This window comes from Variovorax sp. LjRoot84 (assembly GCF_964254305.1).
GTDB lineage: Bacteria > Pseudomonadota > Gammaproteobacteria > Burkholderiales > Burkholderiaceae_C > Variovorax.
Genome location: NZ_CAXUTE020000001.1, coordinates 5,744,051 through 5,758,628 on the forward strand (window position 1 = coordinate 5,744,051; position 14,578 = coordinate 5,758,628).

Consider the following 14,578-nt stretch of genomic DNA (forward strand, 5'->3'; position numbering starts at 1 on the left):
TTGATATTGATACTACATTGTTTGTAGCGTATGCTACTCACCATGTGGGCCATCCTGATCGTCACCCTTCCGACCCAGCCGAACGCGGTGCGCCTGCGCATCTGGCGGGCGCTCAAGGCGCTGGGGTGCGCGGCGCTGCGCGACGGCGCCTACCTGCTGCCCGACGCGCACGCATCGATCCTGGAGTCCCTGGCCGCCGAGGTGCGCGAGCACGGCGGCACGGCGTCGGTGATGACGCTCGCGCCGCGCGACGAAGCCCAGCGCGTCGAGGTGCTGGCGCAGTTCGATCGCGCCGATGCCTATGCGCAGTGGCGCGAAACCGCGACGGCGCTGCAGCTCGAACTCGAAGGCCTGGCCGAAACCGAGGCCAGGCGCCGGCTGCGCGGCGTGGCCGACGCGCTGCAGGGCTTGCGCGGCATCGACTACTACCCCGGCCCGGCCGCCGAACAGGCCGAGTCCGAACTGCTGGCGCTGCGGCGCACGCTCGACGCCAGGTTCTCCAAGGGCGAACCGCAGCCGCGCCCGAACGACGGCATCGAGCGACTGGATCGGGCCCGATTCCAGGGCAAGCGCTGGGCCACCCGCGCGCGCCCGTGGGTGGACCGGCTGGCCTGCGCCTGGCTGGTGCGGCGTTTCATCGACCCAGCGGCCGAGTTCGTCTGGCTGGACGGGGCCCGCGCCCCGGTTCGCACGCCGCGCGGCGCCATCGGCTTCGACTACGACGGCGCGCGCTTCACCCACGTCGGGACGCGCGTCACCTTCGAGGTGATGGCCGCGAGCTTCGGCCTGGAATCCGATCCGAGGCTGCAGCGCGTCGCCGGCGCGGTGCACTATCTCGACGTCGGCGGCATCCCCGTGCCCGAAGCGGCCGGGCTGGAAGCGGTACTGGGCGGCCTGCGCGAAGTGCACGCCAAGGACGACAAGCTGATCGCCGCCGCGGCGGCCGTATTCGATGCGCTGTATGCGGCGCCGGGAGCATCTTCGTGAGCGCCACTTTGGAGAAAACGGGCGAGGCGATCGCCGCGCCCGACCCCGTCAGCTTCGGCGAGGCCTTCCGCTTCTGGCTCAAGCTCGGCTTCATCAGCTTCGGCGGGCCGGCGGGGCAGATCGCGATCATGCACACCGAGCTGGTCGAGCGCCGGCGCTGGATCAGCGAGAAGCGATTTCTGCACGCGCTCAACTACTGCATGCTGCTGCCCGGTCCGGAGGCCCAGCAGCTGGCCACCTACATCGGCTGGCTCATGCACCGCACCTGGGGCGGCATCGTCGCCGGCGCCTTGTTCGTGCTGCCCTCGCTCTTCATCCTGATCGCGCTGTCGTGGATCTACCTGCGCTTCGGCGATGTGCCGGTGGTGGCCGGCATCTTCTACGGCATCAAGCCGGCCGTGACGGCGCTGGTGCTGCACGCGGCGCACCGCATCGGCACGCGCGCGCTCAAGAACCCCTGGATGTGGGGCATCGCGGCGGCGGCCTTCGTGGCCATCTTCGCTTTCGACACGCCCTTCCCGGCCATCGTCCTCGCGGCCGGGCTGATCGGGCACTTCGGCGCGCGCCGGGCGCCCGCGGTGTTCGCGCTCGGCGGCGGCCACGGCAGCCAACAGCAGAGCTACGGACCGGCGCTGATCGACGACGACACGCCGACGCCGGCACACGCGCGCTTCTCGCGCAGCCACCTGGCGAAGCTGCTGGCCGTCGGGCTGGGCGCGTGGGCGCTGGCGATGGGCGCGCTCGTCGCCATCCAAGGCCTGCAGGGCACGTTGACGCAGATGGGCTGGTTCTTCACCAAGGCGGCGCTGCTGACTTTCGGCGGCGCCTACGCGGTGCTGCCCTATGTCTACCAGGGCGCGGTCGAACAGCACCATTGGCTCAGCGGCGCGCAGATGATCGACGGCCTGGCCCTCGGCGAGACGACCCCGGGCCCGCTGATCATGGTGGTGGCCTTCGTGGGCTTCGTCGGCGGATGGGCGAAGCAGGCGCTGGGACCCGATGCGCTGTTCCTCGGCGGGGCACTGGCTGCCACGGTCGTCACCTTCTTCACCTTCCTGCCCTCCTTTATCTTCATCCTGGCGGGCGGGCCGCTGGTCGAGTCGACCCACGGCAAGCTGGGCTTCACCGCGCCGCTGTCCGCGATCACCGCGGCGGTGGTGGGCGTGATCCTGAATCTCGCACTGTTCTTCGCGTACCACGTGCTGTGGCCGCAGGGCTTCGGCGGCCGCTTCGATCTCGTCTCCGCCGTCATCGTCGTGGCCGCGGCCATCGCCCTGTTCCGCTTCAAGCTCGGCGTGATGCCGCTGCTCGGCGCCTGCGCACTGGCGGGGCTCGCCGTCACGTTGGGCAGGCCGCTGCTTTTCCCCTGAGGAGAGTTCCATGGATGCATCCGTCCTGCCCCCACCGATGGCGCTGGCCCTGGCCGCCAATTTCGGCAGCGTCGAGCGTTGGCGCGAGGAGTTCATCGCGATGGCCAGGACGCCCGGTGGCGCTTCGAACTCCGTGCTGCTGATGTTCCAGCCGCGCGAGGGCACGCTCGTCAATCAGCAGGCGCCCGGCGGCGACGGCATACCGATCCTGGCCGTCGACAAGCAGGAAGACATCGAAGCGTTCATCGCCGCCATCGACTGGAATCCGGTGTACGAGCGCTACCGGGAGGCCGTGCATGCGGCGAGCGAGCCCTTCGGTGCGAGCCAAGACGAGGTCGCGGACGCCTTGCTGCTCGACGTGCGTCGCGCCGGCGTGTTCGAACAGGCGGCATCGATGATTCCCGGCGCCCGTTGGCGCGACCCGGCCGCCGTCGGCCATTGGGCCGGCGAATTGCCCACCGACCGCGAGGTGGTCGTCTACTGCGTCTACGGCCACGAGGTGGGGCGCTCGACGGCGATGCGCCTGCGCGCCGCGGGCCTGCAGGCGCGCTACCTGCGCGGCGGTATCGACGGCTGGCAGAGCGCCGGGCAACCACTCGCCGCCAAGCCCGGCAAGCAAGGAGGAACATCATGAAGTGGGTGACCCGCGAACGCCCGAAGATCGACCGCATTGCCTGCCCCTGGCTGATCCTGCGCTTCATCGACCGCGAGGCCGAGTTCCTCTACGTGCCGGCGCCGGAGGTGCTTCGCATCGCGGCGGACACCGGCGCCACGCCCTACGACATCCCAGGAGTGGAGATGAGCCACGTCGGCGCGCTGTGCAGTTTCGACGCCTTCCTGGCGAAGTACCGTCTCGACGAGCCGTCGCTGCTGCAGCTGGCCGCCATCGTTCGCGGAGCCGACACCTCGCGGCTGGACCTCACGCCGCAGTCGGCGGGGCTGTACGCCATCTCGCTCGGTCTGTCCCGCATGTTTGCCGACGACCACGAGATGCTGCGCCACGGTTTGGTGATGTATGACGCGCTATATGCATGGTGCCGCGAGGGGCGCGGCGAAACGCACAACTGGCCGCCGCTGATGACGGCCTGAGGGGGCAGGGCCCGCCGCTGCGGCGGCACCGAACTGGCCCTGTTTCCCCAAGCCGGAAGGAACGAAGGCCAAGCGCTTTCGCGTGGAACGCATCGAGCAGGCCGTTGCCGCGCTGGAGGCCCTATACGGGGCTCAATCTAGGCGTCATGGGTTCAGTCTCCGCTGGTGATGTTCTGCGTCTTCAGTTCGGCGATCTGCGCGTCGCTGTAGCCGGCCTCCTTCAGCAGCGCGCTCGTGTGCTCGCCGAGCAGCGGCGGCTGGATGCGGATGCCCGGGCGTTCACCGCCGAGCGTGAAGGGCATCAGCGGCACCTTCGAGGTGCTGCCGTCGTTCATGCGGATCGGCGCCAGGCCGCCGGTGGCGTTGAGGTGCGGATCGTCGAACAGATCCTGCGGCTTGGTGATGGGCGCGAAGGGCAGCTCGTTCTTCTCGAACACAGCGCTCAGTTCGGCCGCGCTGTGGCCCGCCAGGTGCGAGCGCAGCATCGGCATCATCCAGTCGCGCGCGAGCACGCGGTCGTTGTTGGTCTTCAAACGCGGATCGGCCAGCATCTCCTCGAGGCCGAAGGCCTTGCAGAAGATGGTCCACTGCTTGTCGCTGACGGCGGCCAGGAATATCTGCTCGCCGTCCTTGACGGTGAAGACGTCGTACACGGCCCAGGCCGAGATGCGGCTGGGCATCGGATCGGCCGCTTTGCCGGTAGCGGCGAACTGCATCATGTGCTGCGCGACCAGGAAGATGTTGTTCTCGAACAGCGCCGACTGCACCTCGCAGCCGCGGCCGGTCTGCTCGCGCTGGCGCAGCGCCGCCATCGCGCCGATGGCGCCGAACATGCCGCCCATGATGTCGTTGACGCTGGTGCCGGCGCGCAGCGGGTCGCCGATACGGCCGGTCATGTAGGCCAGGCCGCCCATCATCTGCACCACCTCGTCGAGCGCGGTGCGATGGTCGTAGGGGCCGGGCAGGAAGCCCTTGTGGCTCACGTAGATCAGGCGCGGGTTGAGCTGCTTCAGGCTCTCGTAGTCAAGGCCCAGCTTCTTCATCGTGCCGGGCTTGAAGTTCTCGCTCACGATGTCGGCGGTGGCGATGAGGCGCAGCGCGGCCTCGACGCCCTCGGGCTTCTTGAGGTCGAGCGCGATGCTCTTCTTGTTGCGGTTGAAGGTGGGGAAGAAGCCGGCGCCGGAGCCCAGCAGGCGCCGCGTGGCATCGCCTTCGATCGGCTCGACCTTGATGACCTCGGCGCCGAGGTCGGCCAGCAGCATGCCGCAGGTGGGGCCCATCACCATGTGGGTGAATTCGACGACGCGGACGCCTTCGTAAGGCAGGGGATTGTTTTGCTCAGACATGTGCTTTTCCTTGGATGAATCCCTTGGGCAGGCCGGCCTCGGGCGTCATGCCGTAGACCGGCTCGCCCGGCAGGCCGGCCATGAGCGGCGCGCGCGCTGCGATGAGTTTTTCGATGTCGATGCCGGTGGCGACGCCCATGGCCTCGAACATGAAGACCAGGTCTTCGGTGACAACGTTGCCGGATGCGCCGGGCGCATAGGGACAGCCGCCGAGGCCGCCGAGCGAGGCATCGAAAGTGCGCACGCCCTCCTCGTAGGCCGCGAGGCAGTTGGCCAGGCCCAGGCCGCGCGTGTTGTGCATGTGGGCGGCGCCGGCCTTGTCGCCGAGCTCGGCGCGCAGGCGCCTGAAGAGACGGCGCACCTGCGCCGGGTTGGCATAGCCGACCGTGTCGGACAGGCCCGATTCGTCGGCGCCCGCGGCCACGCATTGCGCGGCCAGCCAAATGACTTCGTCTTCCGGCACCTCGCCCTGCAGCGTGCAGCCGAAGGCGGTCGAGATGCCGGCCTCGAGTTTCACCTGCGGCGCGATCTCGCGGCGCAGTTCGGCGATGGCGCGCACCTCTTCGACCATCTCTTCGCGCGTCTTGCGCACATTGGCCAGCGAATGCGCGGCGCTGGCCGACACCGGCATCGTGAGCTTGTGCACGCCCGCCGCGAGCGCGGCTTCGGCGCCCTTGCGATTGGGCACCAAGGCCATCACCGTGAGGCCGGGCAGCGTGACGGCGTGGCGCACCACCTCAGCAGCGTCGGCCATCTGCGGCAGCAGGCGGGCCGGCACGAAGGAGGCAACCTCTATCTCGCGCACGCCGGCGGCGTACAGGGCATCGATCCAGAGCAGCTTGTTGTCCGTGGGCATCGTCGCCTTGACGGACTGCAGGCCGTCGCGCGGGCCGACCTCGCTGATGAGGACATCGGGACTTGTCATCGGGCTTGTCTCCTTGAAGGGCGCTTGACAGTTCTATCTAACAGAACTAAATTCTGTTTTACAGAATTAGACCGCAGCACGCCCTCCACTGTCAACCCGAAACCATGCCCCGCAAAGCCCACACCGAATCGGTCTCCGACCTCAACGCCGCGCCGGGCGGCGCCGCTGCGGTCGATCGGGCGCTGAGCCTACTTTCATGCTTCCGGCCCGGCGACGAGGCGCTGACGCTGGCGCAGTTCGCCGAACGCACGCAGCTCTACAAGAGCACGGTGCTGCGCCTGCTCGCCTCGCTCGAGCATGCGCGCCTGATCCGCCGGCAGGAGGACGGCCGCTATGCGCTCGGCATGGAGATCGCGCGGCTGCACGGCCTTTACGCGGCCTCGCTCTCGCTCGACCGCATCGTGCCTCCGGTGCTGCGCGAGCTGGTCGCGGCCACCGGCGAGAGCGCGTCCTACCACGTGCGTCAGGACCAGGGCGACAGCTGGGCGCGCCTGTGCCTCTACCGCGTCGACTCACCTCACGTGGTACGCGACCACGTGCGCGCCGGCGACCTGCTGCCCAACGACCGCGGCGCCGGCGCCCGCATCCTGATCGCCTTCGGCCCCGAGGCCGAACGCCCGCGCGGCAGCAAGGAGCGCAAGCTCTACGACGCCATCCGCGCCCAGGGCTACTGCGCGATGGTCGGCGACCGCTCGGCCGAACTGGGCGGCATCTCGGCGCCGGTGTTCCACGCCGACGGCCGCCTGGCCGCGGCGCTCACGCTGACGATGCCGGCGCATCGCTATGACGAGCGGCACATCGAACCCGTGCGCGCCGCCGCGAGCCGACTCAGCGGGCAGGTTTGAAGGACCGGACTTTGCCGAGCGGGATCAGCGTGCTGGCGCGTTGTCGCGGAGCGCGTCAAGCACGGCCTCGTTCTGCTCGGCCAGGCCGACCGTGATGCGCAGCCAGTGCGGCAGGCCGTAGTTGTCGAGCAGCGAGACCTCGATGCCGGCGGCCAGCAGGCGCGCATGCACGGTGCGCCCCTCCCCGACCTGCACCATCACGAAGTTGCCCGACGACGGAATAGAAGCCAGCCTGAGCTCGTGCAGCCCGTTCGCGAGTTGCGCCCGCCCGATGGTGTTGAGCTGGTAGCTGCGCGCGAGAAAGGCCGCGTCAGCCAGCGCCGCCACCGCTGCGGCCTGGGCCGGCGTGCTCACGTTGAAGCGCGGCCGCTGTGCATTCAGGCGCGCTGCCAGCGCCGGCTGCGCGACGCCGTAGCCGATGCGCAGCCCGGCCAGCCCGTAGGCCTTGGAGAAGGTGCGCGCCACGATCAGATTCGGGAAGCGCCGCACCCAGGCGATGCTGTCGTAGCGTTGTGCCGGTGCGAGGTACTCGGTGTAGGCCTCGTCGAGCAGCACCGTGACGTGCGCCGGCACCGCCTGCAGGAATTCGAGCAGCGGGCCCGCTTCGATGAAGGTGCCGGTCGGGTTGTTGGGATTGGCCACGAAGACCAGGCGCGTGTCTTCGCCGATGGCCGCCCGCATGGCGTCGAGGTCGTGGCCGAAATCGCGCGCCGGCACCACGGTGCTTCTCGCATGGGCATGGGCCGCCGCCTGCGCATAGACGATGAAGCCGTATTGCGAATAGACCACGCCTTCGCCGGGCTTGACGCTCACCTGCGCCGCCAGCTCGAGGATCTCGCTCGAGCCGCTGCCCAGCGTCAGCCAGTCCATCGGCACGTCCAGCCGCGAGGCCAGCGCATGCTTGAGCGCGGTGCCGTTGCTGTCGGGGTAGTTGCCCGCGCCTTCCAGCGCTGCTGCGGCGGCGCGGCGCGCCGATTCGGGCATGCCGAGCGGGTTTTCGTTGGATGCCAGCAGGATCATCGCTTCGAATCGTAATTATTTAAGAAGTTAAATTATCCGGGGCATGTACATGGCTCCTATCAGGGCCTACCCTTTGAGCCGAAGCCTGGGCGGGCCGCGATTACCTTCAATTTGGTCATTGATAAAACCCGCGCACGGCTCTTACTGATCAGCCAGGTATCGAATAAAGTCTTCGGCTGCATTCGATTTCAAGGAGTAGAGAACATGACCGCCCGCACCACCGTCCACGGCCTCCAGGTCGCCGACGAGCTCCATCGCTTCATCGAAGACAAGGTGCTGCCCGCCACCGGCGTGGCCAGCGCGACCTTCTGGAGGGGCTTCGACGCGATCGTCGGCGAGCTCGCGCCGAAGAACATCGCGCTCCTGGCCGAACGCGACCGGCTGCAGTCCGAAATGGACGCCTGGCACAAGGCCCACCCCGGTCCGATCGCCGACATGCCGGCGTATCGCACCTTCCTCGAGAAGATCGGCTACCTGCTGCCGCAACCCAAGGACGTGAAGGCCAGCACCGCCAACGTCGACGCCGAACTCGCGCTGCAGGCCGGCCCGCAGTTGGTGGTGCCGATCCTCAATGCGCGCTACGCGCTCAACGCCGCCAACGCACGCTGGGGCTCGCTGTACGACGCGCTCTACGGCACCGATGCGATCCCCGAGACCGGCGGCGCCGAGAAGGGCAAGGGCTACAACCCGGCGCGCGGCGCCAAGGTGATCGCCTTCGCGCGCGGCGTGCTCGACCAGGCGGCCCCGCTCGAGAACGGCTCGCACAAGAACGCGACCGGCTACTCGGTCAAGGACGGCCAGCTCGTGGTGGCGCTGCAAAGCAGCAGCACCCACCTCGCCGACCCGGCGCAGTTCGCCGGCTACCAAGGCGACGCGGCGGCGCCGAAGTCGGTGCTCATCAAGCACAACGGCATCCATATCGACATCCAGATCGACCGCACGACCGCCATCGGCAAGACCGACCCCGCCGGCATCAGCGATGTGGTGCTCGAAGCCGCGCTCTCCACCATCCTCGACCTCGAGGACTCGGTGGCCGTGGTCGACGCCGCCGACAAGGTGCTCGCCTACTCGAACTGGCTCGGCATCCTGCAGGGCACGCTGACCGAGGAAGTGGCCAAGGGCGGCAAGACCTTCACGCGCGGCCTGAACCCCGACCGCGAATACACAGGCGCCGACGGCCGGCCGGTCAGCCTGCACGGCCGCTCGCTGATGTTCGTGCGCAACGTGGGCCACCTGATGACCAACCCGGCCATCCTCTATGGCGGCGGCAAGGAGATTCCGGAAGGGATCATGGACGCGGTGATCACCACCACCATCGCCACCGTCGACCTGAAGCGCAAGGGCAACTCGCGCACCGGCTCCGTCTATATCGTGAAGCCGAAGATGCACGGCCCGGCCGAGGTGGCCTTCGCGAGCGAGCTCTTCGGCCGCGTCGAAGAGATGCTGGGCCTGCCGGCCAACACCGTGAAGCTGGGCATCATGGACGAGGAGCGCCGCACCAGCGTCAACCTCAAGGCCTGCATCGCCGAAGCGGCCGCGCGCGTGGCCTTCATCAACACCGGCTTCCTCGACCGCACCGGCGACGAGATGCACACCGCCATGCACGCCGGCCCGATGCTGCGCAAGGGCGACATGAAGACCACGCCGTGGATCCAGGCCTACGAGAAGAACAACGTGCTGGTGGGCCTGTCCTGCGGCCTGCGCGGCAAGGCGCAGATCGGCAAGGGCATGTGGGCCATGCCCGACCTGATGGCCGCGATGCTCGAACAGAAGATCGGCCATCCCAAGGCCGGCGCCAACACCGCCTGGGTGCCCTCGCCCACCGCCGCAACGCTGCATGCGCTGCACTACCACCAGGTGAGCGTGGCGAATGTCCAGAAGGAGCTGGAGAAGACCGACGCCAACGCCGAGCGCGACAACATCCTGGGCGAACTGCTCAAGGTGCCGGTCGTGCCCGAAGCGAAGTGGTCGGCCGAGGAGCGCCAGCAGGAGCTCGACAACAACGTGCAGGGCATCCTCGGCTACGTGGTGCGCTGGATCGACCAGGGCGTCGGCTGCTCCAAGGTGCCCGACATCCACAACGTGGGCCTGATGGAAGACCGCGCCACGCTGCGCATCTCGAGCCAGCACATCGCCAACTGGCTGCTGCATGGCGTGGTGACCAAAGAGCAGGTCGACGCCACCTTCCAGCGCATGGCCGCGGTGGTCGACGGGCAGAACGCCGGCGATCCGCTCTACCAGAACATGGCCGGCAACTTCGCGACCTCGGCCGCGTACAAGGCGGCGCAGGAGCTGGTGTTCAAGGGCATCGCGCAGCCGAGCGGCTACACGGAGCCGCTGTTGCATGCTTGGCGGTTGAAGGTGAAGGCGGGCGAGGCCTGACGCCGAGTCTTCAGGCGCCGCCGGCCAGGCGCGACTGCACCTCCCGGCGGCTGAGCTGCCGCTTGGCGACCGCGTACACGCAGTCCTGTCCATACATGGCGCGCGTCGCCGGCACACCGGGCGCCGGCGGCTGGCGCGTGTGCGCGCGGGTCACCTTGCAGCGGCGCAGCACGTCATAGCGCTCTGCCGTCGCTCCCGTGCCGAGCGGCAGCGGCGCGAGCCTCACTTCGAACCAGCAACCATCGACCCGATGCCATTGCGTGACGCTGTCGATCACGTGGTACTCGGCATAGGGTTGGTCCGTGTGCCGCTGCACCCGTCGCGCCCGCTCCTGCTGCCGCGCCTTGTGCTGGCCTCGATTCGGCAACAACACGCCGGTGACGGGGTGAACGAACAGTTCGGTGTATGAATGCTCGCGCACCGGCACCCACGCCGGAGGTCCAGGCCAACGGCGCCAGACCATCACCATGCCATCGATCCATCGCGTCTCGCGTTCGACGAACTGGTCGACGTGCTGATGGATGTGGGCCTGCACCGTGTTGCGACGGTCGATGCCCCTGCACAGCTCGGAATACACCGCGTCCCACGGCCGGTGCGCCTGCTTGTGCAACCAGCGCTTGAGCGGCGCGAGGTTCTCGTTGAAACCCTTGGGGTGCGCGTATCCGCGCTGCATGCCCAAGTGCGCGCCGCGATCCCTGCTGTTGCGCCAGATGCGCCCGTCGCCCTGCACGCCGCCGCCGCGACGGGGGCGCTCGACGATGACCTTGTCCATGTCCTCGCGCATCTCAAGGCTCCTCGATCCATCGCACGGCTTTTTGCAAGGCCACGCGTTGCGCGCGCCGTTCGGCGCGGCGGCTGCGCAAGTGCCGGCCTGCACCCTGGCTCGACGCGCGATGCGCCATCGCGGCAACCACGGGGTTGCGCGGCGCCGGCGCGGCCGGCAGCGGAAAGTAAAAACGGGCGAGACGTTTGTCGTCGTCACGCGCCCTGCGTCGCGAACTCATATCCGCACTCCAAAAACAAAGCCCCGGCAGATGGCTGCGCCGGGGCCGTTGTGTCGACGGGCCGCGGCGGGACGTATGCACGTCCGGCCGGGGCGGTCGGAGTGCGGGTCAGAAGTTCAGAAAACGGTTCATGGAAAGTAAAGCTCGTCAGGGAGGTTGATCGTCACCGGACGCACAGCAAACGCTTGCTGAAACGAAGCGCGGATTGTGGCGAGACCGGCCACCGCCTGCAAGCGCAGAGCCGGTGGTTGTGGCGCGAAGACGACGGCGGTTGCGTTCGTGTGGCTACTCGGACTGCGCGCGCGCCCGCGCGCGCTCCAGCGTCCGTCCTACCTCGGCCGGATCCATCCCATACATTTCCGCGAACTCCGCCACGCTGCGCCCGCTGGCCTCGAAGGCACGCAGCAGCGCCTCGCGCTTGGCGGTGCGCGCACCCCATTCGGCGAAGGCCTCGTCGAGCACGGCGTTCGATGCCTCGTCGTTCGTGCGAACGACGAGCATGTATTCCTCGCGCGAGAGGCCCGAGGCTTCGATGGCTTCGACCAGCCGCGCGCGCAGTTGGGGCCGCAAGTCGTCGGCCGTGCGCGCCTGGCGCCGGCGGAACACTTCGAGGATCGCGTGGTGAACATGCTCGGGCGCGACGTCTTCCACTGGCAAGCCGTTCAGGTCATGGCGCTTCTCGCCCGCGGCCACCGCCTCGAGGTAGCGGGTGGAGCGCGCATGAAGGCCCAGCGCGATCTTCAGGTCCTCTTTCTTGAATTCGTCGGGGTGCAGCGCCAGCAGGTCCTGGAACACGCCGAGCTTGAGCGGCAGGAAACGCGCGCCGAACATCTTCGGGTAGAGCTCGAACAGGCGTTCGAGCACGGGGTTCACCTTGCGCGGACGCGGCGGGGCCTTGGGCGCCTTGGCGTCCTGGGACTGGGGCTTGCGGCGGGGGCGGCCGCCTTCCTTCTTCTTGTTTTCGGTGGTCGGTGCGGGAGCGGTGTCGGTCATCAGAAAAAACTTTTCTCTCGATATGGTTGCCCCGGACTGTAATGCCGCGTGGTCTCCTTCCTACAGGACTGCGCGCCGGGTGCCGACCCGGCGCATGCACAGGGGTCGCCTAAGTTGAACGCAGCTGGTCATTCGGGCCGGCGCATTCCATCGAACCCTCAGTCCGTCCTCAAGGAGTAATCGCATGAACGCACGCAAGCATCTTCTCGCCGTCCTCGCGCTAGGCGCCAGCGGCTTTGCCTTTGCGCAGGCCACGCCACCGACGACTTCGTCACCCGATCCGGCCACCGCCGTCGGCCAGCAAAGTCCCGCGGGCGGCCCGATGGGCTCGACCGGCACCTCCGTGGCGCAAGCTCAGACGCCGACAAGCCCGGGCACGACCACAAGCCCGAGCCAAAGCCAGGCACCTGCAGCCATGCCCGCGCCCAGCACCGACACCACGACGCCGGCACCGATGTCTCCGCCGCGCGCAGACCGCAACTGAGGTGCTGTGAGATAGCATTTTTCGCCACGAGCCGGGCTGCATGCCCGGCTTTTTCAGTCCATTCGGAGTCGACGCATTGAAGCGCTTCACCTCTTTCGTCCTTTGTCTGGCGGCCTGCTCGGCCGCCGCCGCAGCAGCAGCGGATGCGCCCGCGGAGATCGCGCAGTTCGCGCAGCGCGCGGTGGCCACGGGCGACAGCGCCCAGCGGCCGTTCGCGATCGTGGACAAGCGCAACGCGAGAGTTTTCGTGTTCGATGCCGACGGCCGCCTGCGCGGCGACGCGCCGGTGCTGCTGGGCCTGGCCCGCGGCGATCGATCGGTGCCGGGCATCGGCGAACGCAAGATGTCGGAGATCCGCCCCGAGGAGCGCACCACGCCGGCCGGCCGCTTCGTCTCCGAGCCGGGGCGCAACATGCAGGGCGAAGACATCGTCTGGGTCGACTACGGCGCGGCCGTGTCGATGCACCGTGTGCGCGCCACCGAGAAGTCCGAGCGCCGCCTCGAACGCCTGGCTTCTCCCGGCGTCGACGACAACCGCATTTCCTACGGCTGCATCAATGTGCCGGCCGATTTCTACGACGCGTATGTGAAGCCTGCGCTCGGCGCCTCGCGCGGCCTGGTCTATGTGCTGCCCGAGACCGCTCCCGCCGCCGAACTGTTCAGCTTCGCGGCCGATGCGCGCTGAAGCTCAGGCGCGCTGCGCCGCCTCGGCCTCGGCGCGCAGCCAGCGCACGAAATCTTGCGCGTCGGCATTGCCGGCCGCGCGGCGCGAACTCTCGATGAAGTAGGCGCGACGCGATGCAGCGCCTTCGCTGAAGGGCGCCACCAACTGCCCGCTCTGCACCAGCTCGCGCAACAACGGCAGGCGGCCGATCACCACGCCCTGCCCAGCCACGGCGGCCGCCACCGCGTCGGTGTACTGGGTGAAGCGCATGGTGTTCTTCATGCGCAGTTCGGGCAGGCCCATCACCTCGAACCAGGGTTCCCAATCGACAGTGGGCGCCTCGCTGTGCTTCGGCATCTCGATGGTCAGCAGGGTCTGGTCCGCCAGATCGTCCGGCACCCGCAGCAGGGCGGCCACCTGCGGCGCGCACAGGGGCATCACCGACTCCTCGAACAGCGCCGGCCCGGTGCCGCGTTCGATCGGCACGAAGCGCACCGCGATGTCGAGACGGCTGCGCTCCAGGTCGAGCACCTCGAGCGTGGCCGAGAGCCGCACGTCGACCAGCGGATGGTTGGCCGTGAAGCGCGCCAGGCGCGGGATGAGCCAGAAGGACGCGAAGCCCGGCGTACAGGTGATCGCCACCTGGCGCGGCGCCGGCGCGGCGCGCAGGCGCGCGGTGGCGTCGCGCAGCCGCTCCAGGCTTTCGACCACGGCGCGCTGCAATACGCCGCCGGCCTCCGTCAGCGCCAGCGCTCGATGGCGGCGCTCGAACAGCAGCACGCCGAGGCTGGCTTCGAGCTGCTGGATCTGGCGGCTGACTGCCGACTGGGTGAGAAAAAGCTCGCCGGCCGCCTGGGTGAAGCTCAGCGTGCGCGCCGCCGCCTCGAAGCTGCGCAGCAGCTCCAGGGGCGGCAGGTCGGCCGCGGCGGAAAAGAGTTTCGCATTCTCAGCACGCATGCAATGAGTTCCGGATGACCGTGTGACATACAGGGATTCACTCACTATATTCATTCTCATACCGAATGCAAAGGAGTCCGCCATGACAACCGACACCAGCCGCTTCCACCTGAGCCTGGCGAAGCGCGCCATCTTCACCCTGCCCGACGCAGCCGGCGTCGGCATTGAGTGCCGCAGCGGCACCGTCTGGGTCACGCTCGACAACGATCCGCGCGACGTGGTGCTGGAGCCCGGCGAGCGCTTCGAAGGCGATTCGCACCGGCGCATGCTGGTGTCGGCGCTGGAGCCGTCGTGCATCACCGTCTCCGGCTCGCGGCCGGCGGCGCTGCCGGCACATTCGGCCAAGTCGCGCGAACGGTCGCCTTGGCGACTCCGGCCCCACGGGATGTCCCCGGCTTGACCATTGGGGCCCGAGCGTAGAACTATCGACGCTCGTGGCCCTGGATGCACCGATGCACGCCGTCCCTCGGGACGGCGTTTTGCTTGGGAGGCGCCGGCCATCGACTTTCTTC

Annotated in this window: 16 protein-coding genes; 9 read left to right on the forward strand and 7 right to left on the reverse strand. The window is 68.5% G+C overall.

Annotated elements, in window-relative coordinates; genetic code table 11:
- Positions 1-42: 42 nt before the first annotated feature.
- Genes ACSQ9I_RS28320 through ACSQ9I_RS28335 form a run of 4 tightly spaced genes read left to right on the forward strand, consistent with a single transcriptional unit; the run spans position 43 to position 3,446 of the window.
- On the forward strand, positions 43-987 hold the full coding sequence (locus tag ACSQ9I_RS28320; RefSeq protein ID WP_436315350.1) for a chromate resistance protein ChrB domain-containing protein: 945 nt from the start codon (positions 43-45) through the stop codon (positions 985-987).
- The gene (chrA, locus tag ACSQ9I_RS28325) at positions 984-2,357 is read left to right on the forward strand and encodes a chromate efflux transporter (RefSeq protein ID WP_436315352.1); all 1,374 of its coding nucleotides are present in this window, start codon (positions 984-986) and stop codon (positions 2,355-2,357) included. The genes ACSQ9I_RS28320 and chrA overlap by 4 nt, the downstream gene beginning before the upstream one ends.
- A 10-nt stretch (positions 2,358-2,367) precedes the next feature.
- Positions 2,368-2,991 carry a rhodanese-like domain-containing protein gene (locus ACSQ9I_RS28330; RefSeq protein ID WP_436315353.1) on the forward strand — a complete coding sequence of 208 codons (624 nt, stop codon included), beginning with the start codon at positions 2,368-2,370 and terminating at the stop codon, positions 2,989-2,991.
- Positions 2,988-3,446 (forward strand): chromate resistance protein ChrB domain-containing protein, encoded by a 459-nt coding sequence (locus ACSQ9I_RS28335; RefSeq protein ID WP_436315354.1) that lies wholly within the window; start codon positions 2,988-2,990, stop codon positions 3,444-3,446. Before ACSQ9I_RS28330 ends, ACSQ9I_RS28335 begins: the two co-directional genes overlap by 4 nt.
- 152 nt (positions 3,447-3,598) lie before the next feature.
- On the opposite strand, the gene ACSQ9I_RS28340 is transcribed toward ACSQ9I_RS28335, so the two are convergent.
- Both ACSQ9I_RS28340 and ACSQ9I_RS28345 read right to left on the reverse strand, forming a co-directional pair.
- On the reverse strand, positions 3,599-4,792 hold the full coding sequence (locus ACSQ9I_RS28340; RefSeq protein WP_436315355.1) for a CaiB/BaiF CoA transferase family protein: 1,194 nt from the start codon (positions 4,790-4,792) through the stop codon (positions 3,599-3,601).
- On the reverse strand, positions 4,785-5,717 hold the full coding sequence (locus ACSQ9I_RS28345; protein WP_436315356.1) for a hydroxymethylglutaryl-CoA lyase: 933 nt from the start codon (positions 5,715-5,717) through the stop codon (positions 4,785-4,787). Before ACSQ9I_RS28345 ends, ACSQ9I_RS28340 begins: the two co-directional genes overlap by 8 nt.
- 104 nt (positions 5,718-5,821) lie before the next feature.
- Here ACSQ9I_RS28345 and ACSQ9I_RS28350 point away from each other — a divergent pair, with 104 nt between their 5' ends.
- Entirely contained in the window at positions 5,822-6,562 is a 741-nt protein-coding gene (locus ACSQ9I_RS28350) for an IclR family transcriptional regulator (protein WP_436315357.1), read from the forward strand.
- A gap of 24 nt (positions 6,563-6,586) precedes the next feature.
- Here the strand turns inward: ACSQ9I_RS28350 and hisC are convergent, their stop codons facing one another.
- Positions 6,587-7,582, reverse strand: a complete 996-nt coding sequence (gene hisC / locus ACSQ9I_RS28355; RefSeq protein WP_436315358.1) for a histidinol-phosphate transaminase — start codon at positions 7,580-7,582, stop codon at positions 6,587-6,589.
- 204 nt (positions 7,583-7,786) lie between these two features.
- Between hisC and ACSQ9I_RS28360 the strand changes: the two genes are divergently transcribed.
- Positions 7,787-9,964: a malate synthase G gene (locus ACSQ9I_RS28360; RefSeq protein ID WP_436315359.1), complete on the forward strand. Its 2,178-nt coding sequence runs from the start codon at positions 7,787-7,789 to the stop codon at positions 9,962-9,964.
- Between the two features lie 10 nt (positions 9,965-9,974).
- On the opposite strand, the gene ACSQ9I_RS28365 is transcribed toward ACSQ9I_RS28360, so the two are convergent.
- From ACSQ9I_RS28365 to ACSQ9I_RS28375, 3 genes are all read right to left on the reverse strand, one after another.
- Positions 9,975-10,748, reverse strand: a complete 774-nt coding sequence (locus ACSQ9I_RS28365; protein ID WP_436315360.1) for a hypothetical protein — start codon at positions 10,746-10,748, stop codon at positions 9,975-9,977.
- A 1-nt stretch (position 10,749) separates the two neighbouring features.
- Positions 10,750-10,968 carry a hypothetical protein gene (locus ACSQ9I_RS28370; RefSeq protein WP_093109968.1) on the reverse strand — a complete coding sequence of 73 codons (219 nt, stop codon included), beginning with the start codon at positions 10,966-10,968 and terminating at the stop codon, positions 10,750-10,752.
- A gap of 285 nt (positions 10,969-11,253) precedes the next feature.
- A complete protein-coding gene (locus ACSQ9I_RS28375; RefSeq protein WP_093109967.1) occupies positions 11,254-11,961 on the reverse strand; it encodes a ProQ/FINO family protein in 708 nt (235 codons plus the stop codon).
- A 184-nt stretch (positions 11,962-12,145) separates the two neighbouring features.
- Between ACSQ9I_RS28375 and ACSQ9I_RS28380 the strand changes: the two genes are divergently transcribed.
- Both ACSQ9I_RS28380 and ACSQ9I_RS28385 read left to right on the forward strand, forming a co-directional pair.
- Positions 12,146-12,445, forward strand: a complete 300-nt coding sequence (locus ACSQ9I_RS28380; protein ID WP_436305872.1) for a proteophosphoglycan ppg4 — start codon at positions 12,146-12,148, stop codon at positions 12,443-12,445.
- Positions 12,446-12,521: 76 nt separating this feature from the next.
- Positions 12,522-13,130: a L,D-transpeptidase gene (locus ACSQ9I_RS28385; protein WP_436315361.1), complete on the forward strand. Its 609-nt coding sequence runs from the start codon at positions 12,522-12,524 to the stop codon at positions 13,128-13,130.
- 3 nt (positions 13,131-13,133) lie between these two features.
- Here ACSQ9I_RS28385 and ACSQ9I_RS28390 read toward each other — a convergent pair whose 3' ends face one another.
- A complete protein-coding gene (locus tag ACSQ9I_RS28390; protein ID WP_436305874.1) occupies positions 13,134-14,066 on the reverse strand; it encodes a LysR substrate-binding domain-containing protein in 933 nt (310 codons plus the stop codon).
- Between the two features lie 82 nt (positions 14,067-14,148).
- Between ACSQ9I_RS28390 and ACSQ9I_RS28395 the strand changes: the two genes are divergently transcribed.
- A complete protein-coding gene (locus tag ACSQ9I_RS28395; protein ID WP_093109964.1) occupies positions 14,149-14,466 on the forward strand; it encodes a DUF2917 domain-containing protein in 318 nt (105 codons plus the stop codon).
- Positions 14,467-14,578 lie beyond the last annotated feature (112 nt).